Genomic DNA, 14,471 nt, shown 5'->3' with positions numbered 1-14,471 from the left:
TACGAAGAATCTGGGGCCCGCCCATAAAATTCTGGGGGCGCCGGCTCAGGGGAAACACGGCGCCAGCATCAGACCCGACGTCTCTGCCAGACCCAGCATCAGGTTTGCGTTCTGCAACGCCTGCCCGGACGAACCCTTGGTCAGGTTGTCCAGCGCCGCCACGATGATCGCCCGCCCCTCGATCCGATCCCCTGTAACTCCAATATGGCAGAAATTCGATCCGCGCACGTGATGCGTCGACGGCGTCTCGCCAAAGGGCAGCACTTCAATGAACGGCTCATCGGCATAGGCCTTGATCAGCGCGTCATGCACTGCCTGAGCCTCACCGCTGACGTAACAAGTCGCAAGAATCCCCCGGTTCGCCGGGATCAGATGCGGCGTGAACTGCACGCGCACCTCTTCCCCCGCCAAAGCGCTGAATTCCTGATCGAATTCCCCCAAATGCCGGTGCGTGCCGCCCACGGAATAGGCGTTGTACCCCTCAGACAGCTCTGCATGGAGCAGGTTTTCCTTGAGCGACCGCCCCGCCCCGGACACCGCGCATTTGAGGTCGAGGATGATGTCCTTGAGCCCGATCACCCGGTCCGCGATCAACGGCCGCAGAATATACTGCCCGGTTGCCGCGTTGCAGCCCGTGCCGGCCACCAGCCGCGCCTCGCGGATCGCATCGCGGTAGAACTCGGTCAGGCCGTAAACCGCCTCTTTCTGCATCTCGACCGCTGCATGCGGGTTGCCGTACCATTTCTGGTAGTCCGCCGGGTCCCGCAGCCGGAAATCAGCGGACAGATCCACGATTTTCAGATCGGTCGGCAGTTTGGAGATCACCTCCTGGCTGGTCTTGTGCGGCAAGGCACAGAAACAGAGATCAATGCCGGAAAAGTCGATCTCTTCCCATGTCACCAGCTTTGGCAAGTCGAGATGGCGCAGGAATGGAAACACCTGTGCGATGGTCTGGCCCGCCTTGGAATTCGCGGCAAGTGCTGCGATCTCCATGTCGGGATGGGTGGCGATGAGGCGCAGCAATTCGGCTCCGGTATAGCCGCTGGCACCGATGATGGCGATTTTACAGGTCATGTGGTCACTCCCGGTGACGATATGTGATGGCAAAGGATCGGTGACAGGCTCAGGCGGCCCTGAACTCGATCCGTCGTCGCAGGAATTGCGTGGCATGGTCCGAAACCCTTTTCGGATCACCGGTGGTCAGAAACATCGACTCCGCGCCCGGCCCCAGCATGTCGGGATGGCGCACAAGGTAGTCCGCGAGCGACTCGGCCACCAGATTGGCTTGGCTGTAGACGGCCACCTCCGGCCCCAGCGCATCCTGAAAGATCTCCTGCATCAGCGGGTAATGCGTGCAGCCCAGAATGGCCGCCTGCGGGTTGGGCATCTTGCGCTTGAGCGCATCCACATGCGACCGGACCAGCGCTTCGGCGAGGATCATGTCGCCCTCTTCGATCGCATCCACCAAACCGCCGCAGGCCTGCGCTTCGACATCCACACCAATGGCCCGGAAGGCCAATTCGCGCTGGAAGGCGCGGCTGCGCACGGTGGCCGGGGTTGCAAACAGGGCCACATGCTGCACCGCCACTTCGCGCGGCGGGGAATTGTCGCCCCATTGCCGTTCGGTCAGCGCCTCGATCAGCGGCACGAACACGCCCAGCACCCGCTTGTCGCGGGGAATCCAGCTTTCCTGCATCCGCCGGAGCGCCGCCGCAGACGCCGTGTTGCAGGCCAGAATCACCAGATCACAGCCCGCCTCCCACAGCCGTTCGGTTGCCGAACAGGTCAGGGTGTAGACGTCATCGGCATCGCGCACGCCGTAGGGCGCGTGCTTGTTGTCGCCCAGATAGACGAAGGGGACGTCGGGCAAACGCCTGGACACCGCATCCAGCACCGTCAGCCCACCCAGACCGCTGTCAAATACGCCTACCGCCATACTGTCCTCGCGCAATCGGCACGAGGCGGCGTTCAGTTGCGCGCCCGGTGCCGCTCTTCAAACTCGAAGCCGTAGTCATAGGACGCATACGGCGTTGGTGACAGCTCATACGTGGCTTTGCGCAGAAAATCCATCAGCTCTCGCGCGTCTTTTTTGCGGCTGTCGATTTCCTGCGCGGGGATCGGCGCACCGATCACGATCCGCACCGGAGTGTCGACCCGCTTGCGGAATTCCTGGATCAAGAGCCCCATGCGCAGCGTGTAATGCAGATGGCTGGCCAGCTGGAACAGACGGCTGGTGTGGCCGTCGAAATAGATCGGCACCACGGTGGCATTGGATTTTGCGATCATGCGGGCGGTAAAGCCCCGCCAGCCGGGATCCATCGGTTTGGCAAAGGGGGTGACGGCGGTGGACACGGTCCCCCCGGGGAACACGCCAACGCAGCCCCCCTCGCGCAGGTAGTCCAGCGCCACCTTGCGGGTTTCAATGTTCTGCGCGATGGCGTCCTTGGTTTCGTCGAAATTGACCGGCAGGATGATGCGGTCGAGGTCTTCAGCCTTGCGGAAAACCTTGTGCGCCAGAATGCGGAAATCGCCGCGCGTGACCGACAGGATATGGCCAAGGATCAGCCCATCCAGAATGCCATAGGGATGGTTGGCGATCACGATCAGCGGACCGGTGCTCGGGATATTGTCGAGCGAGCCACCAACCACGTCGAGGCTGAGGCCGTAGCGGTCGACCATGACCTCCCAGAAATCGCGGCCTTGCGCGACCTCGTCCTGATACCCGGCAGCGCGTTTGATCAGCGTCAGACGGCCCGTGGCGTTTTCCATCAGGCGGATCATGGCCCGGCCCGGTTTGGACCGTGCGGAATAGGAGTAGGAAATGTCACGGGCGGCGGAAGACGTCACCAATCAGGCTCCAGAGATGTTGGATCGCGCCCAGCTAGCGCGCTCTGATTTATCCGCAAAGATGTAACAGTTCCTTAACGGCCATATGACGCATCACTCCGCCGCCTGCTTCAACCCGGCCCCACCGGACCGCAGCACCGCCAGCAGCTCTTCCCGCCGTTTCTCGGCCTTGGCGGCATTGGCGTGTTTGACCGGACCGAAACCTCTGATCTGCAACGGCAATTCCGCCAGGGCCACCAGCGCATCCATCGTTTCCGGCTTGGCCTTGGGCAGCCATTCACGCATGTCCGCCTCGTATTGCTTGATCAACGCACGCTCCATGCGGCGTTCGTCGATGCTGCCAAACGGGTCGAACACCGTACCCCGCAGCCATTTGAGTTTCGCCAAAACACCAAAGCCACGGAGCATCCCCTCGCCATACTGCTTTTTCACCGGACGCCCATCCGGCCCGGTCTTGGACAGCATCGGAGGGGCAAGGTGAAAGGACATCCTGAAGTCACCGCCGAACTGTTCTTCCGCCTTGGCGCGGGTTTCCAGATGCAGGCGGGACACCTCGTATTCGTCCTTGTAGGCCAAGAGCTTGTGATAGCCCTTCGCCACTGCCTCTTTCAAACGGGGGTCCGAGACACCGTCCACCAGCTTACGGTAGCGTTTGGCGTAGCGCGTGCTTTGATATTTTACCAAATGGTCAAATCTGTAAGCGATCTTCTCGTCCAGCGTCTTGGGCAGCGGGATCACCTTGGGTTCGGCCACCCGCGCCGCGTCCTCGGGATGCAGCACCGCCCAGCGGCCGATCTCGAAGGCGCGGATGTTTTTCTCGGCCGCCGCCCCGTTCAACTCGATGGCCTGCACGATGGCGTCATAGGTCAGCGGCACCAGTCCGCGCTGCCATGCGGCACCGAGGATCATCATGTTGGAAAAGATCGAATCCCCCAGCGTCGCCTTCGCCAGATCGGAGGCATCGAACAGATCGAGCCTGTCCCGCAACCGCGCCTGAAGCGACACCGTCAGACGGTCGGTCGGCAGAGCGAACTCGGTGTTGCGGGTGAAATCGCCCGTGATGATCTCGTGGCTGTTGACCACCCCTCCCGTGCGGCCCGTGCGCATGAGACCCAGCGTCTTGGCCCCGGCGCTGACCACCAGATCGCCGCCAATGAGAGCATCCGCCTCGCCGGTCGCCACGCGAATGGCGCTGATGTCGGCGGGGGTGTTGGCCAGCCGCAGATGGATATGCACCGCACCACCCTTCTGGGCGAGGCCCGCCATTTCCATCATGCCGGCCCCCTTTCCGTCGATCTGCGCCGCCTGCGCCAGCACCGCGCCGATGGTGACGACGCCGGTCCCGCCAACGCCCGTCACAACGACGTTCCACGTGCCGTCAATTGTAGGCAATTCCGGCGCAGGCAGGTCCGGCAGGTCGAGCGATGTGGTCGCCGCCTTCTTCGCCTGCGCGCCTTCCAGCGTCACGAAGGACGGGCAGAACCCCTTGAGGCACGAGAAATCCTTGTTGCAGGAAGACTGATCAATCGCCCGCTTCCGGCCCAGTTCGGTTTCCTTGGGCACGATGGACACGCAGTTCGACTGCACCCCACAATCGCCGCAGCCTTCGCAGACATCCGTGTTGATGAACACGCGCTTGTCCGGGTCCGGAAACTGGCCCCGCTTGCGGCGGCGGCGTTTCTCGGCAGCGCAGGTCTGGATGTAGACGATGGCGCTGACACCTTCCGTCTTTGCAAACTTCGCCTGCACGGTTTGCAAATCGGCGCGTTCCGCAAATTCAATGCCTTGCGGGAAGGACTTCAGGTCCACATCCTCCTTCTCGTCATAGACGACAGCAAGGTGCTTGACCCCCATCGCGGTCAGTTCCGCCGCGATCTGCTGCGGTGACAACCCGCCATCGTTTTTCTGGCCGCCGGTCATGGCAACGGCATCGTTGTAGAGGATCTTGTAGGTGATTGTCGTCCCCGCCGCGATGGCGGCACGAATGGCCTGTACGCCGGAGTGGTTGTAGGTGCCGTCACCAAGGTTCTGGAAAACATGCGGCGTTTTTGAGAACAGCGACTCCCCAATCCAGTTCGCGCCCTCGGCCCCCATATGGGTAAAGCCCAAGGTCTCGCGGTCCATCCACTGCACCATGTAATGACAACCGATCCCGGCATAGGCGCGGCTGCCCTCGGGCACCTTGGTCGAGCTGTTATGCGGACAGCCGGAACAGAAATACGGCAGACGCGCCGCGATCTCTTCCGCGTTGTCGGCTTTCCTGGCTTCGTCAATCGCTTGCATCCCGGCCTTGATGCGATCTGTGTCGCGGCCTTCCTCGATCAGGATTTGCCCTAGCTTCTCCGCGATCAGGATGGGGTCCAGCGCCCCACGGGTCGGGAAGAGTTCCGGCCCGTGCATCGACCCTGCCCCGCCGCCCTTGTGCCAACCCCAGACACGCCGTCCGCGCCGGTCGTCAAAGATGGCTTCCTTGATCTGCACCTCGATCAGCTTGCGCTTTTCTTCGACCACGACGATCAGGTCGAGCCCCTCGGCCCAGTCGTGGAACCCACGCATGTCCAGCGGCCATGTCTGCCCCACCTTGTAGGTGGTGATGCCAAGACGCTCGGCCTCGGCCGCGTCGATGCCCAGAAGCGACAGCGCATGCACGAGGTCGAGCCAGTTCTTGCCCGCCGCCACAAAGCCGATCTTGGCACCCGGCTTGCCCCAGATGCGTTTATCCATCTTGTTGGCATGGGAAAACGCCTCGGCGGCGAAGCGTTTGTGGTCGATCATCCGCGCTTCCTGCGCGTGGGGCGTGTCAGCAAGACGGATGTTCAGCCCGCCTTCGGGCATGTCGACCTCGGGCAGCACAAAAGACATCCGGTCCGGACGGCCATCGACCACAGAGGTCACCTCGACCGTGTCCTTCATCGTCTTGAGGCCGACCCAAAGCCCGGAAAAGCGAGACAGAGCAAAGCCATAGAGGCCGTAGTCGAGAATTTCCTGCACCCCCGCAGGCGACACCACGGGCATATAGGCGTCGATCATCGCCCATTCGGACTGGTGCAGCACGGTCGAGGATTCGCCTGTATGGTCATCCCCCATTGCCATCAGCACCCCGCCATGGGGTGACGTGCCCGCCATGTTGGCATGCTTCATCGCGTCGCCCGACCGGTCCACCCCCGGCCCCTTGCCGTACCAGAGACCGAAGACACCGTCATACCGACCTTCGCCGCGCAACTCGGCCTGCTGGCTGCCCCAGAGCGCAGTCACGGCCAGATCTTCGTTCAGCCCTTCCTTGAAGGTCACGTCCGCCGCCTTGAGGAACCGCTCGGCCCGGTGCATCTGCATGTCGACCGCGCCCAGGGGCGATCCGCGATAGCCCGTGACATAGCCTGCCGTATTCAGACCCGCCGCGATGTCCCGTGCCTTCTGCATCAGCATGAGGCGCACCAGAGCCTGAGTGCCATTCAGCAGCACCGGTGATTTCGTCAGGTCGAAGCGATCGTTCAGCGTGATCTCGGCTTTGGTCATTTGACGCCTCCCTGCGTGAAATGTGCCCATATATTAGCATAAATTTAGGTCACAATTGCTGACCTTACCACAAAATTCTTTTGAAATTTCAGTGTTACGTGAAGTTGTCATTCATATAACGACTTATGTCATGTAAACCGTTTTTAACGATTGAAAGTGTATGTCATGGACTGGGACAAGCTCAGAATATTTCACGCGGTGGCCGATGCCGGCAGCCTCACCCATGCGGGGGATGCCCTGCATCTGTCGCAATCGGCGGTCTCCCGCCAGATCAGGGCGCTTGAAGAATCGCTGAACACGGTGCTGTTCCACCGCCATGCGCGGGGGCTGATTCTCACCGAACAGGGCGAATTGCTGTTCGATGCCACACGGTCCATGAACAAACGCATCGACGCCGCCACCGCCCGCATCCGCGACAGCGAGGAAGAGGTGTTCGGCGAATTGCGCGTCACCACCACCATCGGGTTCGGATCGCTCTGGCTCGCGCCGCGCCTGCCCAAGCTTTATGAGAAATACCCTGATCTGAACATCGACCTGATGCTGGAAGAACGGGTGCTCGACCTGCCCATGCGCGAGGCGGATGTGGCGGTGCGCATGAAGGAACCCAGCCAGGCCGACCTGATCCGCAAGAAACTGATGTCGATCCGCATGCGGCTTTATGCGTCGCCGGAGTACCTGGCCCAGAACGGCACGCCCGAGACCATGGAGGACATGGCAAACCACAGGCTCATCTGCCAGAATCCGCGCGCGGCGCAGGTCAGCGCAGGGATGATGCTGGTTCAGGAACTGCTGACCTATGACATCAAGTCGACCCTGACGGTGAACAATTATTTCGGCGTTCTGCAATCCGTGCTGTCCGGCCTCGGGATCGGGGTTCTGCCCGACTACATCATCGAGGATTTCCCCACGATCCGACGCGTTCTGACGGATGTGGAATCAGGAGAAGTGCCGGTTTTCCTTGCCTATCCGGAAGAGCTGCGCCAGTCGAAACGGATCGCGGCGTTCCGGGATTTCGTGCAGGAAGAGATCTTCACCCACCGCCAGACACGCAAAGCGTTAGAGGGCGAATAGGCAAGCAAGTGTGACCCATGCGCCTCACGCATAGCGGGAATGACACAGGGACTGGGCTCTCCCTCTTGCCATGTCACAGAGCGCTGACATATTTAGCACATATGAGATGGATCGCTGAATTGCGCATCATCTTCATACCTCCCTGTTGGACTTCGGCCGAGCTTTTGCTCGGCCTTTTTTTTGCACATTTTCCGAGAGGTGGATCGTATGGCATGTGACCGAACACACAGCTGTATCTGCGGACAGATGCGCTGGCACATCGCGCGGAACGCTCCGGGCACGCATCTGGTGTGCTACTGTGAAGATTGCCAGACTGCCGCCCGGTTTCTCAAACACCAGACCACCCGCCTTGATTCCGATGGTGGCAGCGAGATCTTTCAGACCCTGCCGGCGTTTTTTGAATTCCTTGACGGGCGGGACCACCTTGCCGTGCTTCGGCTTGGGCCCAAAGGCCTGCTGCGCTGGCATGCCGGATGCTGCGGTACGCCGATTGCCAACACGCTTCCAACGCCGACCCTGCCTTTTGTGGGGGCGATCCTGCCGCCCGGCGCAGACGGGTATGGGCCGATCAGGGCGCTGGTGAACACCGTTGGCACCGCCAGCCACATCAAGGAAACGGGTGTACTCGCAGCCCATCTGTCGATCATGGGGCGCATCCTGCGCGCCCGCCTGCCCGGCGGCAAGCGCAGTTCTCCGTTCTTTGACAGGACCGGCGCGCCGGTCGCGGTACCCCGTATCCTGAGCCAGCAGGAGCGCAACGCGGCCCGCCCTGGCTGAGGCGCGACGGAGCAGCCTTGCCCAAAGCCTGCGCTGCGCCCGGCCAAATCCGCGCCGGGTCTTTTCACCACCGCCTGTTTCGCCTAAACCGCCGCAATCTGCGCAACCCACGGGGACATCCGGATGCAAGACCCAGCCATCACCGAAGAGATCATCGCGGCCCACGGCATCAATGCCGACGAATACGCCGAGATCCTGCGGATCATGAACCGCGAACCCACGTTCACCGAACTGGGCATCTTTTCCGCGATGTGGAACGAACACTGTTCCTACAAGTCGTCCAAGAAATGGCTCCGTACCCTGCCCACCACCGGCCCGCAGGTCATCTGCGGCCCCGGTGAAAATGCCGGTGTGGTCGACATCGGCGACGGTCAGGCGGTGGTCTTCAAGATGGAGAGCCACAACCACCCGTCCTATATCGAACCCTATCAGGGCGCGGCCACCGGTGTCGGCGGCATCCTGCGCGACGTGTTCACCATGGGCGCACGGCCGATTGCTGCGATGAACGCGCTCAGCTTCGGCGAAAAAGACCACCCCAAGACGCGCCGCCTCGTGCATGGCGTGGTCGAAGGCATCGGCGGCTACGGCAATTGTTTCGGCGTGCCCACCGTGGGCGGCGAAGTGCGGTTCCACCGCGCCTATAACGGCAACTGCCTCGTGAACGCCTTTGCCGCCGGTCTCGCGGATGCAGACAAGATTTTCTACTCGGCCGCCAGTGGCGTGGGCCGCCCGGTTGTGTATCTCGGCGCCAAGACCGGCCGCGACGGCGTCGGCGGCGCGACCATGGCCTCGGCCGAGTTCGACGACACGATCGAGGAAAAGCGCCCCACCGTTCAGGTCGGTGACCCGTTCACCGAAAAGCGCCTGATGGAAGCCTGCCTTGAGCTGATGCAGACCGGGGCCGTGATCTCGATTCAGGACATGGGCGCGGCGGGCCTCACCTGTTCCGCGGTTGAGATGGGCGACAAGGGCAAGCTGGGCATCCGGCTTGACCTCGAAAAGGTGCCGCAGCGCGAGGCGAACATGACCGCCTACGAGATGATGCTGTCGGAATCTCAGGAACGGATGCTGATGGTTCTGGACCCCGCCAAGGAGCCCGAAGCCCGCGCCGTGTTTGAGAAATGGGATCTCGATTTCGCCATCGTGGGCGAAACAATCGCCGAAGACCGTTTCCTGATCATGCACAACGGCGCGGTGAAAGCCGACCTTCCGCTGTCGCGCCTGTCGTCGTCCGCCCCGGAATACGACCGCCCGTGGGTGCCGTCCGAAGCCCCGGCCCAGATGGACGACGTGCCGTCTGTCGATCCCATCGACGCGCTGAAAGCGCTGATCGGCAGCCCGAACTACTGCGCCCGCAACTGGGTGTTCGAACAATATGACACGATGGTCATGGCGGACACGGTCGAAGGCCCGGGCTGGGGTGCGGGTGTGATCCGCGTGCATGGCACCGACAAGATGCTGGCCTTCACGTCGGACGTGACGCCGCGCTACGTCAAGGCGAACCCGGTCGAAGGTGGCAAACAGGCCGTGGCCGAAGCGTTCCGCAACCTGTGCGCTGTCGGGGCCAAGCCGCTTGCAACCACCGACAACCTGAACTTCGGCAACCCCGAAAAGCCCGAGATCATGGGCCAGTTCGTCGGCGCCCTGCAGGGCATCGGCCGCGCCTGCGAGGCGCTGGACATGCCCATCGTGTCCGGCAACGTGTCGCTTTACAACGAAACCGACGGTCAGGCGATCCTGCCCACTCCGACAATTGGTGCTGTGGGTCTGATCGCAGCCGGTGAAGAGCCGATCCTCGGCCGTGCCCGCGACGGCCATGTGGCGCTGGTTGTCGGCGAGGCGCAGGGCCATCTGGGCCAATCCGCGCTGCTCTATGAGGTGTTCAACCGCGAAGACGGCGACGCGCCTGCGGTCGATCTGATTGCCGAGCGCCGCAACGGCGATTTCATCCGCGACAATCGCGATCTGATCAAGGCCTGCACCGATCTGTCGGATGGCGGTTTAGCGCTTGCCGCGTTCGAGATGGCCAGCGGGTCGGGTGTCGGCGTGGTCATCGACGTGACCGATCAGGCGATGCTGTTCGGCGAGGACCAGGGGCGCTACCTTGTCGCGTGCAACTTCGATCAGGCCGAGGCGCTGGTCGTGGCTGCTGGTCAGGCGGGCGTCCCGATTGCCACGGTGGGCCGTTTCACCGGCGATGTGGTCAAATTGGGTGGATCGGACGCGCCGTTGGCCGACCTGCAGGCGGTGCACCAGGGCGCGTTTGCCGGGCATTTCGGCTGACGGGAACCCCGGGCCGGGAGGGACCCATGAAGCTCGAATTTCATCACGTCAATTACGTCTCGAAAGATGTGGACAGGATGCATGACTTCTACACCCGTGTGCTTGGTCTGGGAGATGTGCCGCAGGAGAACTTCCCCCGCACCGAAGCAACCGGAGATCGCGGATTTGACGGCAAGATCCGCTTTGCCACGGATGGTCAGGTTCAGATGCACCTGGCCGAACGGGACCTGACGGTTGCGTTCCGGAACGGTCAGGTCATCAATCCGGTGGACCGAGGCCATATCGCGTTTCGCACCGACGATCTTGCGGCGTTTCTGGCCATTCTCGACGAACAGGGCATCCCCTATTCCGATTACGGCACTACCTTTGCCAAGGAGTGGCATCAGGTGTTCTTTCAGGACCCCGAAGGCAACGTGATCGAAGTGCACCAGCAGGTGGGCTAGGCGGCACACGCGTGGACGCGTGTGGGCTTTCCGTTGACGGAAAGCCGCCCCGGCCCCTAAAGCAGCGCCGTCAACCGGGCCTTTTCGCCCAGATCGTCGGGGCGCGAAATCGCCGACGCCAGTTCTTCCAGCGACTGGATCGAATGACCCGCGCGGAAGCTGTCCACATGCGGCAGCATCGCGCGAATACCGGTTGCCTTGGGTGCGAACCCGTCCCAGCGCAGCAGCGGGTTCAGCCAGATGAGACGGCGCGAGGACAGGTGCAGCCGCTCCATCTCTTTCTCAAGCGCCCCCGCATCGTCGCGGTCCAGCCCGTCGGTGATCAGAAGCACGACGGCACCCTGCCCCATCACTCGGCGTGACCAGTCGCGGTTGAAGGCGTGCAGGCATTGCCCGATCCGTGTGCCTCCTTCCCAATCCTGCGCCTCGGCGCCGGCTGCCTTGAGCGCGGCATCCACATCACGGGTCGCCAGATGGCGGGTGATGTTGGTCAAGCGCGTGCCGAAGGTGAAGGCATGCACCTTGGCCCAGCCCGCGCCTTTCTCGTTGGCGACGGCATGCAGGAAATGCAGCACCATGCGGGAATACTGGCTCATGGAACCCGAGATGTCGCAGAGCACCACCAGATTGGGCCAGCGCGGGCGCGGCGTCTTGCGGGCGATGCTGCGGATCTCACCGCCCTGCCGCATGGATTTCATCAGCGTGCGCCGGTAATCCGCCTGTTTGCCCAGCACCGACGCCTTGCCCCGCCGCGACGGGATCGGTTTGACCGGCAGCTTCAACCGCGCCAGCATGCGCTTGGCCTCGGCCACTTCGGCGGTGCTCATCTGTTCGAAATCGAGTGTGCGCAGCTTTTCCTCGGCCGACATGGTCAGGGTCGAGGTGATCTCGATCTCGGTGCCCTCTTCGGACTGTTCGTTCTCGGGGACCTCGGGAAGATGATCGTCCAGCAGCGCCTGCGCGGCACGCTTTTCACCGGAGGCCGCGGATTTCTCTTCCTGCACGCCGCGGATCGCGGGCAGCATGAAGGACATCATGTGTTCCAGATAGCGCGGATCCCGCCAGTAGAGCCGGAACACCTGCGCAAAGATCACCCGGTGTTCGGGGCGGTTCACGAAACAGGCGTGCAGCGTCCAGAAGAAATCCATCCGTTCGGTGAACCCAGCCGCCTCGACCGCGCGGATGGCGTCGATCACCCGGCCCGGCCCGATGGGCAGACCGGCGCGGCGCAGGGCGCGGGCGAAATGGATGATGTTCTGCGCCAGACGCGGGTTGTCGGGCAGTTCGAGGGGGATGTATTCGGCCATTACAGGGCCGACCGGGGGCGCTGCCCCCGAATCCCCAAGGTATTTTCAGCCCAAAGAAGCATCATACCGGTTCGAGCGTTGCCTTGGCTTCGTCCAGCAGGCGCTTCGCCTCGGAGCCCTGCAGTTTCTGGATGTCGTCCTGGTATTTCAGGATCGCGCCCAGCGTGTCGGAAATAACTTCAGGCGAGAGGTCGATCACGTCGAGCGCCAGCAGGCATTTCGCCCAGTCGATGGTTTCGGCCACACCCGGTTTCTTGAAGATGTCCTCGGTGCGCAGGCGCTGCACGAAGGCGACGATTTCGCGGCTCAGCGTTTCCGAGGCCTCCGGCGCGCGGGTGTTCAGGATCTCCACCTCGCGGGCGAAATCGGGGTAATCGACCCAATGATAAAGGCAACGGCGCTTAAGCGCATCGTGCACCTCGCGCGTGCGGTTCGAGGTCAGGATGACGATGGGCGGCTCGGGTGCGGTGATGGTGCCCATCTCGGGGATCGTCACCTGGAAGTCGCTGAGGGCTTCCAGCAGGAACGCCTCGAATGGCTCGTCGGTGCGGTCCAGCTCGTCGATCAGCAGCACCGGCGCGCCATTGGCATCGGGGCGCATCGCCTCAAGCAGTGGGCGCTCCACAAGGAAGTCGGGGCCGAAGAGTTCGCGCTGCAGCATCTCGCGGTCGGCATTGCCCGCCGCCTCGGCCGTGCGGATGGCGATCATCTGCGCGGGGAAGTTCCATTCGTAGACGGCACTGGACGCGTCCAGCCCTTCGTAGCATTGCAACCGGATCAGCTTGCGGCCCAGCGATGCCGCCAGCGCCTTGGCGATCTCGGTCTTGCCGACGCCCGCCTCGCCTTCAAGGAACAACGGCCGGCCCAATCTGAGCGACAGGAACACCACCGTGGCCAGCGCCCGTCCGCAGACATAGCCGGTGTCGGCCAGCATGGATTGAACGGCGTCGATACTGTCGGGTGTCTGCATGGGATGCTCCTCTTTGGGGACTTGCTGCCCCGTGCCCGCCCCCAAGGTCAATAGCGCCAAGGTCGCACGTGACGGCCAGAATTGACGGCCTCTATGCGATTTGACAGAGTTATCGCGTTGTTTTTCCTGACCCAAGGCCACCGCCCCCGTGACGATCACCGCCGTTCTCTGTGTCCGCAACGAGGCGGCGTTTTTGCTCGACTGGCTGGCCTGGCACCGCAGCGTCGGGATCACGGATTTCGTTGTCGTTTCCAACGAATGCGACGACGGGACCGACGCGATGCTTGACCGGCTCGAGGCTCTGGGCTGGCTCACGCATCTGCGCAACGCTCCGCCCTATGGAAACGGCGGCATCCAGTTCAGCGGGCTGAAACTTGCGGGCAAGGCCGAGGCCGTGCAGCAGGCCGATTGGCTGATCGCCCTCGATATCGACGAATTCGTCAATGTCCATGTCGGAGACCGGACCCTGCCCGCCTTGATCACCGCCCTGCCCGAGGCCACGGCGATCACGCTGACCTGGCGAAATTTCGGCAATGCCGGGGTCATGTCCTATGAGGATGCGCCCGTGCCGCTGCAATTCACCCGTGCGGGTCCGCGCCCCCTGCATTGGCCTTGGCGGGCGGCCATGTTCAAGACGCTCTATCGCAACGACCGGACCTATCGGAACCTCGGTGTGCATCGCCCGCGCAACCCGGTCGAAGATCGGCTGGCACATGCGCGCTGGTTCGATGGCGACGGACGCGCGCTGCCGCCCGAGATGGCGACGGGTCGGATCTTTTCCGATTACCGGGTGCCGCAGCATGGCCTTGTGCAGCTCAATCACTATCCGCTTGGTGCGATGGAAAGCTATGTGCTCAAGGCCGACCGGGGCCGCGCCGTGCACAGTGACGATCGGCTGGGCCTGGATTATTGGGTGGAACGCAATCTCAACACCGAAGAGGATCGCAGCGCTTTGGACCTCTGGGACCGCGCACAGCCCATCCGTTCCAAGCTGTCGGCCGATCCGGTCCTCGCGCAGCTGCATGGTGACGCGGTGGAATGGCGCAAGTCCCGATTTCAGCAATTGCTGACTCAGGACGCGTTCCGTGACCTGTTCGGGCGGCTCTTGATGACGCCACCATCCTGCCCGCTGTCCAGCGATGCGGCCAACGCTCTGATCGCCCATGCCCAAGGCGCCGTCACAGATGACGCTGCGGGATCATAGACTCCCCTGTATTTTGGCTCAATTCTGCCCAATTTGCTGAGTAACTCCTATCT

At 62.6% G+C, this 14,471-nt stretch carries 11 protein-coding genes; 5 read left to right on the top strand and 6 right to left on the bottom strand.

What is annotated here, in order from left to right; translation table 11 throughout:
* Positions 1-45 precede the first annotated feature (45 nt).
* The 4 genes from argC to MRY75_RS10960 all read right to left on the bottom strand — a co-directional run bounded on the left by argC (position 46) and on the right by MRY75_RS10960 (position 6,363).
* On the bottom strand, positions 46-1,074 hold the full coding sequence (argC, locus tag MRY75_RS10975; protein WP_292307736.1) for an N-acetyl-gamma-glutamyl-phosphate reductase: 1,029 nt from the start codon (positions 1,072-1,074) through the stop codon (positions 46-48).
* Between the two features lie 49 nt (positions 1,075-1,123).
* Entirely contained in the window at positions 1,124-1,936 is an 813-nt protein-coding gene (locus MRY75_RS10970; RefSeq protein WP_292307735.1) for an aspartate/glutamate racemase family protein, read from the bottom strand.
* Between the two features lie 32 nt (positions 1,937-1,968).
* Positions 1,969-2,781, bottom strand: coding sequence for a lysophospholipid acyltransferase family protein (locus tag MRY75_RS10965; protein WP_292307957.1), 813 nt, complete (start codon positions 2,779-2,781; stop codon positions 1,969-1,971).
* Between the two features lie 159 nt (positions 2,782-2,940).
* Complete coding sequence (locus MRY75_RS10960; protein WP_292307733.1) at positions 2,941-6,363, bottom strand: indolepyruvate ferredoxin oxidoreductase family protein; 3,423 nt, start codon at positions 6,361-6,363, stop codon at positions 2,941-2,943.
* A gap of 165 nt (positions 6,364-6,528) precedes the next feature.
* On the opposite strand from MRY75_RS10960, the gene MRY75_RS10955 reads away from it, so the two are divergent.
* The 4 genes from MRY75_RS10955 to MRY75_RS10940 all read left to right on the top strand — a co-directional run bounded on the left by MRY75_RS10955 (position 6,529) and on the right by MRY75_RS10940 (position 10,937).
* A complete protein-coding gene (locus tag MRY75_RS10955; RefSeq protein WP_292307732.1) occupies positions 6,529-7,434 on the top strand; it encodes a LysR family transcriptional regulator in 906 nt (301 codons plus the stop codon).
* A gap of 207 nt (positions 7,435-7,641) precedes the next feature.
* Positions 7,642-8,211, top strand: coding sequence for a DUF6151 family protein (locus tag MRY75_RS10950; RefSeq protein ID WP_292307730.1), 570 nt, complete (start codon positions 7,642-7,644; stop codon positions 8,209-8,211).
* A 123-nt stretch (positions 8,212-8,334) separates the two neighbouring features.
* Positions 8,335-10,494, top strand: coding sequence for a phosphoribosylformylglycinamidine synthase subunit PurL (gene purL / locus MRY75_RS10945; protein WP_292307729.1), 2,160 nt, complete (start codon positions 8,335-8,337; stop codon positions 10,492-10,494).
* A 26-nt stretch (positions 10,495-10,520) separates the two neighbouring features.
* Positions 10,521-10,937 (top strand): VOC family protein, encoded by a 417-nt coding sequence (locus MRY75_RS10940; RefSeq protein WP_292307728.1) that lies wholly within the window; start codon positions 10,521-10,523, stop codon positions 10,935-10,937.
* Between the two features lie 56 nt (positions 10,938-10,993).
* Here the strand turns inward: MRY75_RS10940 and MRY75_RS10935 are convergent, their stop codons facing one another.
* Positions 10,994-12,244, bottom strand: a complete 1,251-nt coding sequence (locus tag MRY75_RS10935) for a VWA domain-containing protein (RefSeq protein WP_292307726.1) — start codon at positions 12,242-12,244, stop codon at positions 10,994-10,996.
* A gap of 61 nt (positions 12,245-12,305) precedes the next feature.
* A complete protein-coding gene (locus MRY75_RS10930) occupies positions 12,306-13,214 on the bottom strand; it encodes a MoxR family ATPase (RefSeq protein WP_292307725.1) in 909 nt (302 codons plus the stop codon).
* A 148-nt stretch (positions 13,215-13,362) separates the two neighbouring features.
* Here MRY75_RS10930 and MRY75_RS10925 point away from each other — a divergent pair, with 148 nt between their 5' ends.
* On the top strand, positions 13,363-14,418 hold the full coding sequence (locus tag MRY75_RS10925) for a glycosyltransferase family 2 protein (RefSeq protein ID WP_292307723.1): 1,056 nt from the start codon (positions 13,363-13,365) through the stop codon (positions 14,416-14,418).
* Positions 14,419-14,471: the final 53 nt, after the last annotated feature.

Origin of the sequence: Marivita sp. (genome assembly GCF_022763305.1) — a bacterium.
In the GTDB taxonomy this organism is placed as follows: Bacteria; Pseudomonadota; Alphaproteobacteria; order Rhodobacterales; family Rhodobacteraceae; genus Marivita.
The sequence above is the reverse complement of the archived record's forward strand: the minus strand, read 5'-3'. Positions and strand labels throughout refer to the sequence as shown.

Excerpts from the sequence above, each read along its gene's own strand:
- MRY75_RS10935 (WP_292307726.1), bottom strand. The coding sequence starts at position 12,244 with ATGGCCGAATACATCCCCCTCGAACTGCCCGACAACCCGCGTCTGGCG.
- MRY75_RS10960 (WP_292307733.1), bottom strand. The coding sequence starts at position 6,363 with ATGACCAAAGCCGAGATCACGCTGAACGATCGCTTCGACCTGACGAAA.
- argC (WP_292307736.1), bottom strand. The coding sequence starts at position 1,074 with ATGACCTGTAAAATCGCCATCATCGGTGCCAGCGGCTATACCGGAGCC.
- MRY75_RS10955 (WP_292307732.1), top strand. The coding sequence starts at position 6,529 with ATGGACTGGGACAAGCTCAGAATATTTCACGCGGTGGCCGATGCCGGC.
- MRY75_RS10965 (WP_292307957.1), bottom strand. The coding sequence starts at position 2,781 with ATGATCCGCCTGATGGAAAACGCCACGGGCCGTCTGACGCTGATCAAA.
- MRY75_RS10950 (WP_292307730.1), top strand. The coding sequence starts at position 7,642 with ATGGCATGTGACCGAACACACAGCTGTATCTGCGGACAGATGCGCTGG.
- MRY75_RS10970 (WP_292307735.1), bottom strand. The coding sequence starts at position 1,936 with ATGGCGGTAGGCGTATTTGACAGCGGTCTGGGTGGGCTGACGGTGCTG.
- MRY75_RS10930 (WP_292307725.1), bottom strand. The coding sequence starts at position 13,214 with ATGCAGACACCCGACAGTATCGACGCCGTTCAATCCATGCTGGCCGAC.
- purL (WP_292307729.1), top strand. The coding sequence starts at position 8,335 with ATGCAAGACCCAGCCATCACCGAAGAGATCATCGCGGCCCACGGCATC.
- MRY75_RS10940 (WP_292307728.1), top strand. The coding sequence starts at position 10,521 with ATGAAGCTCGAATTTCATCACGTCAATTACGTCTCGAAAGATGTGGAC.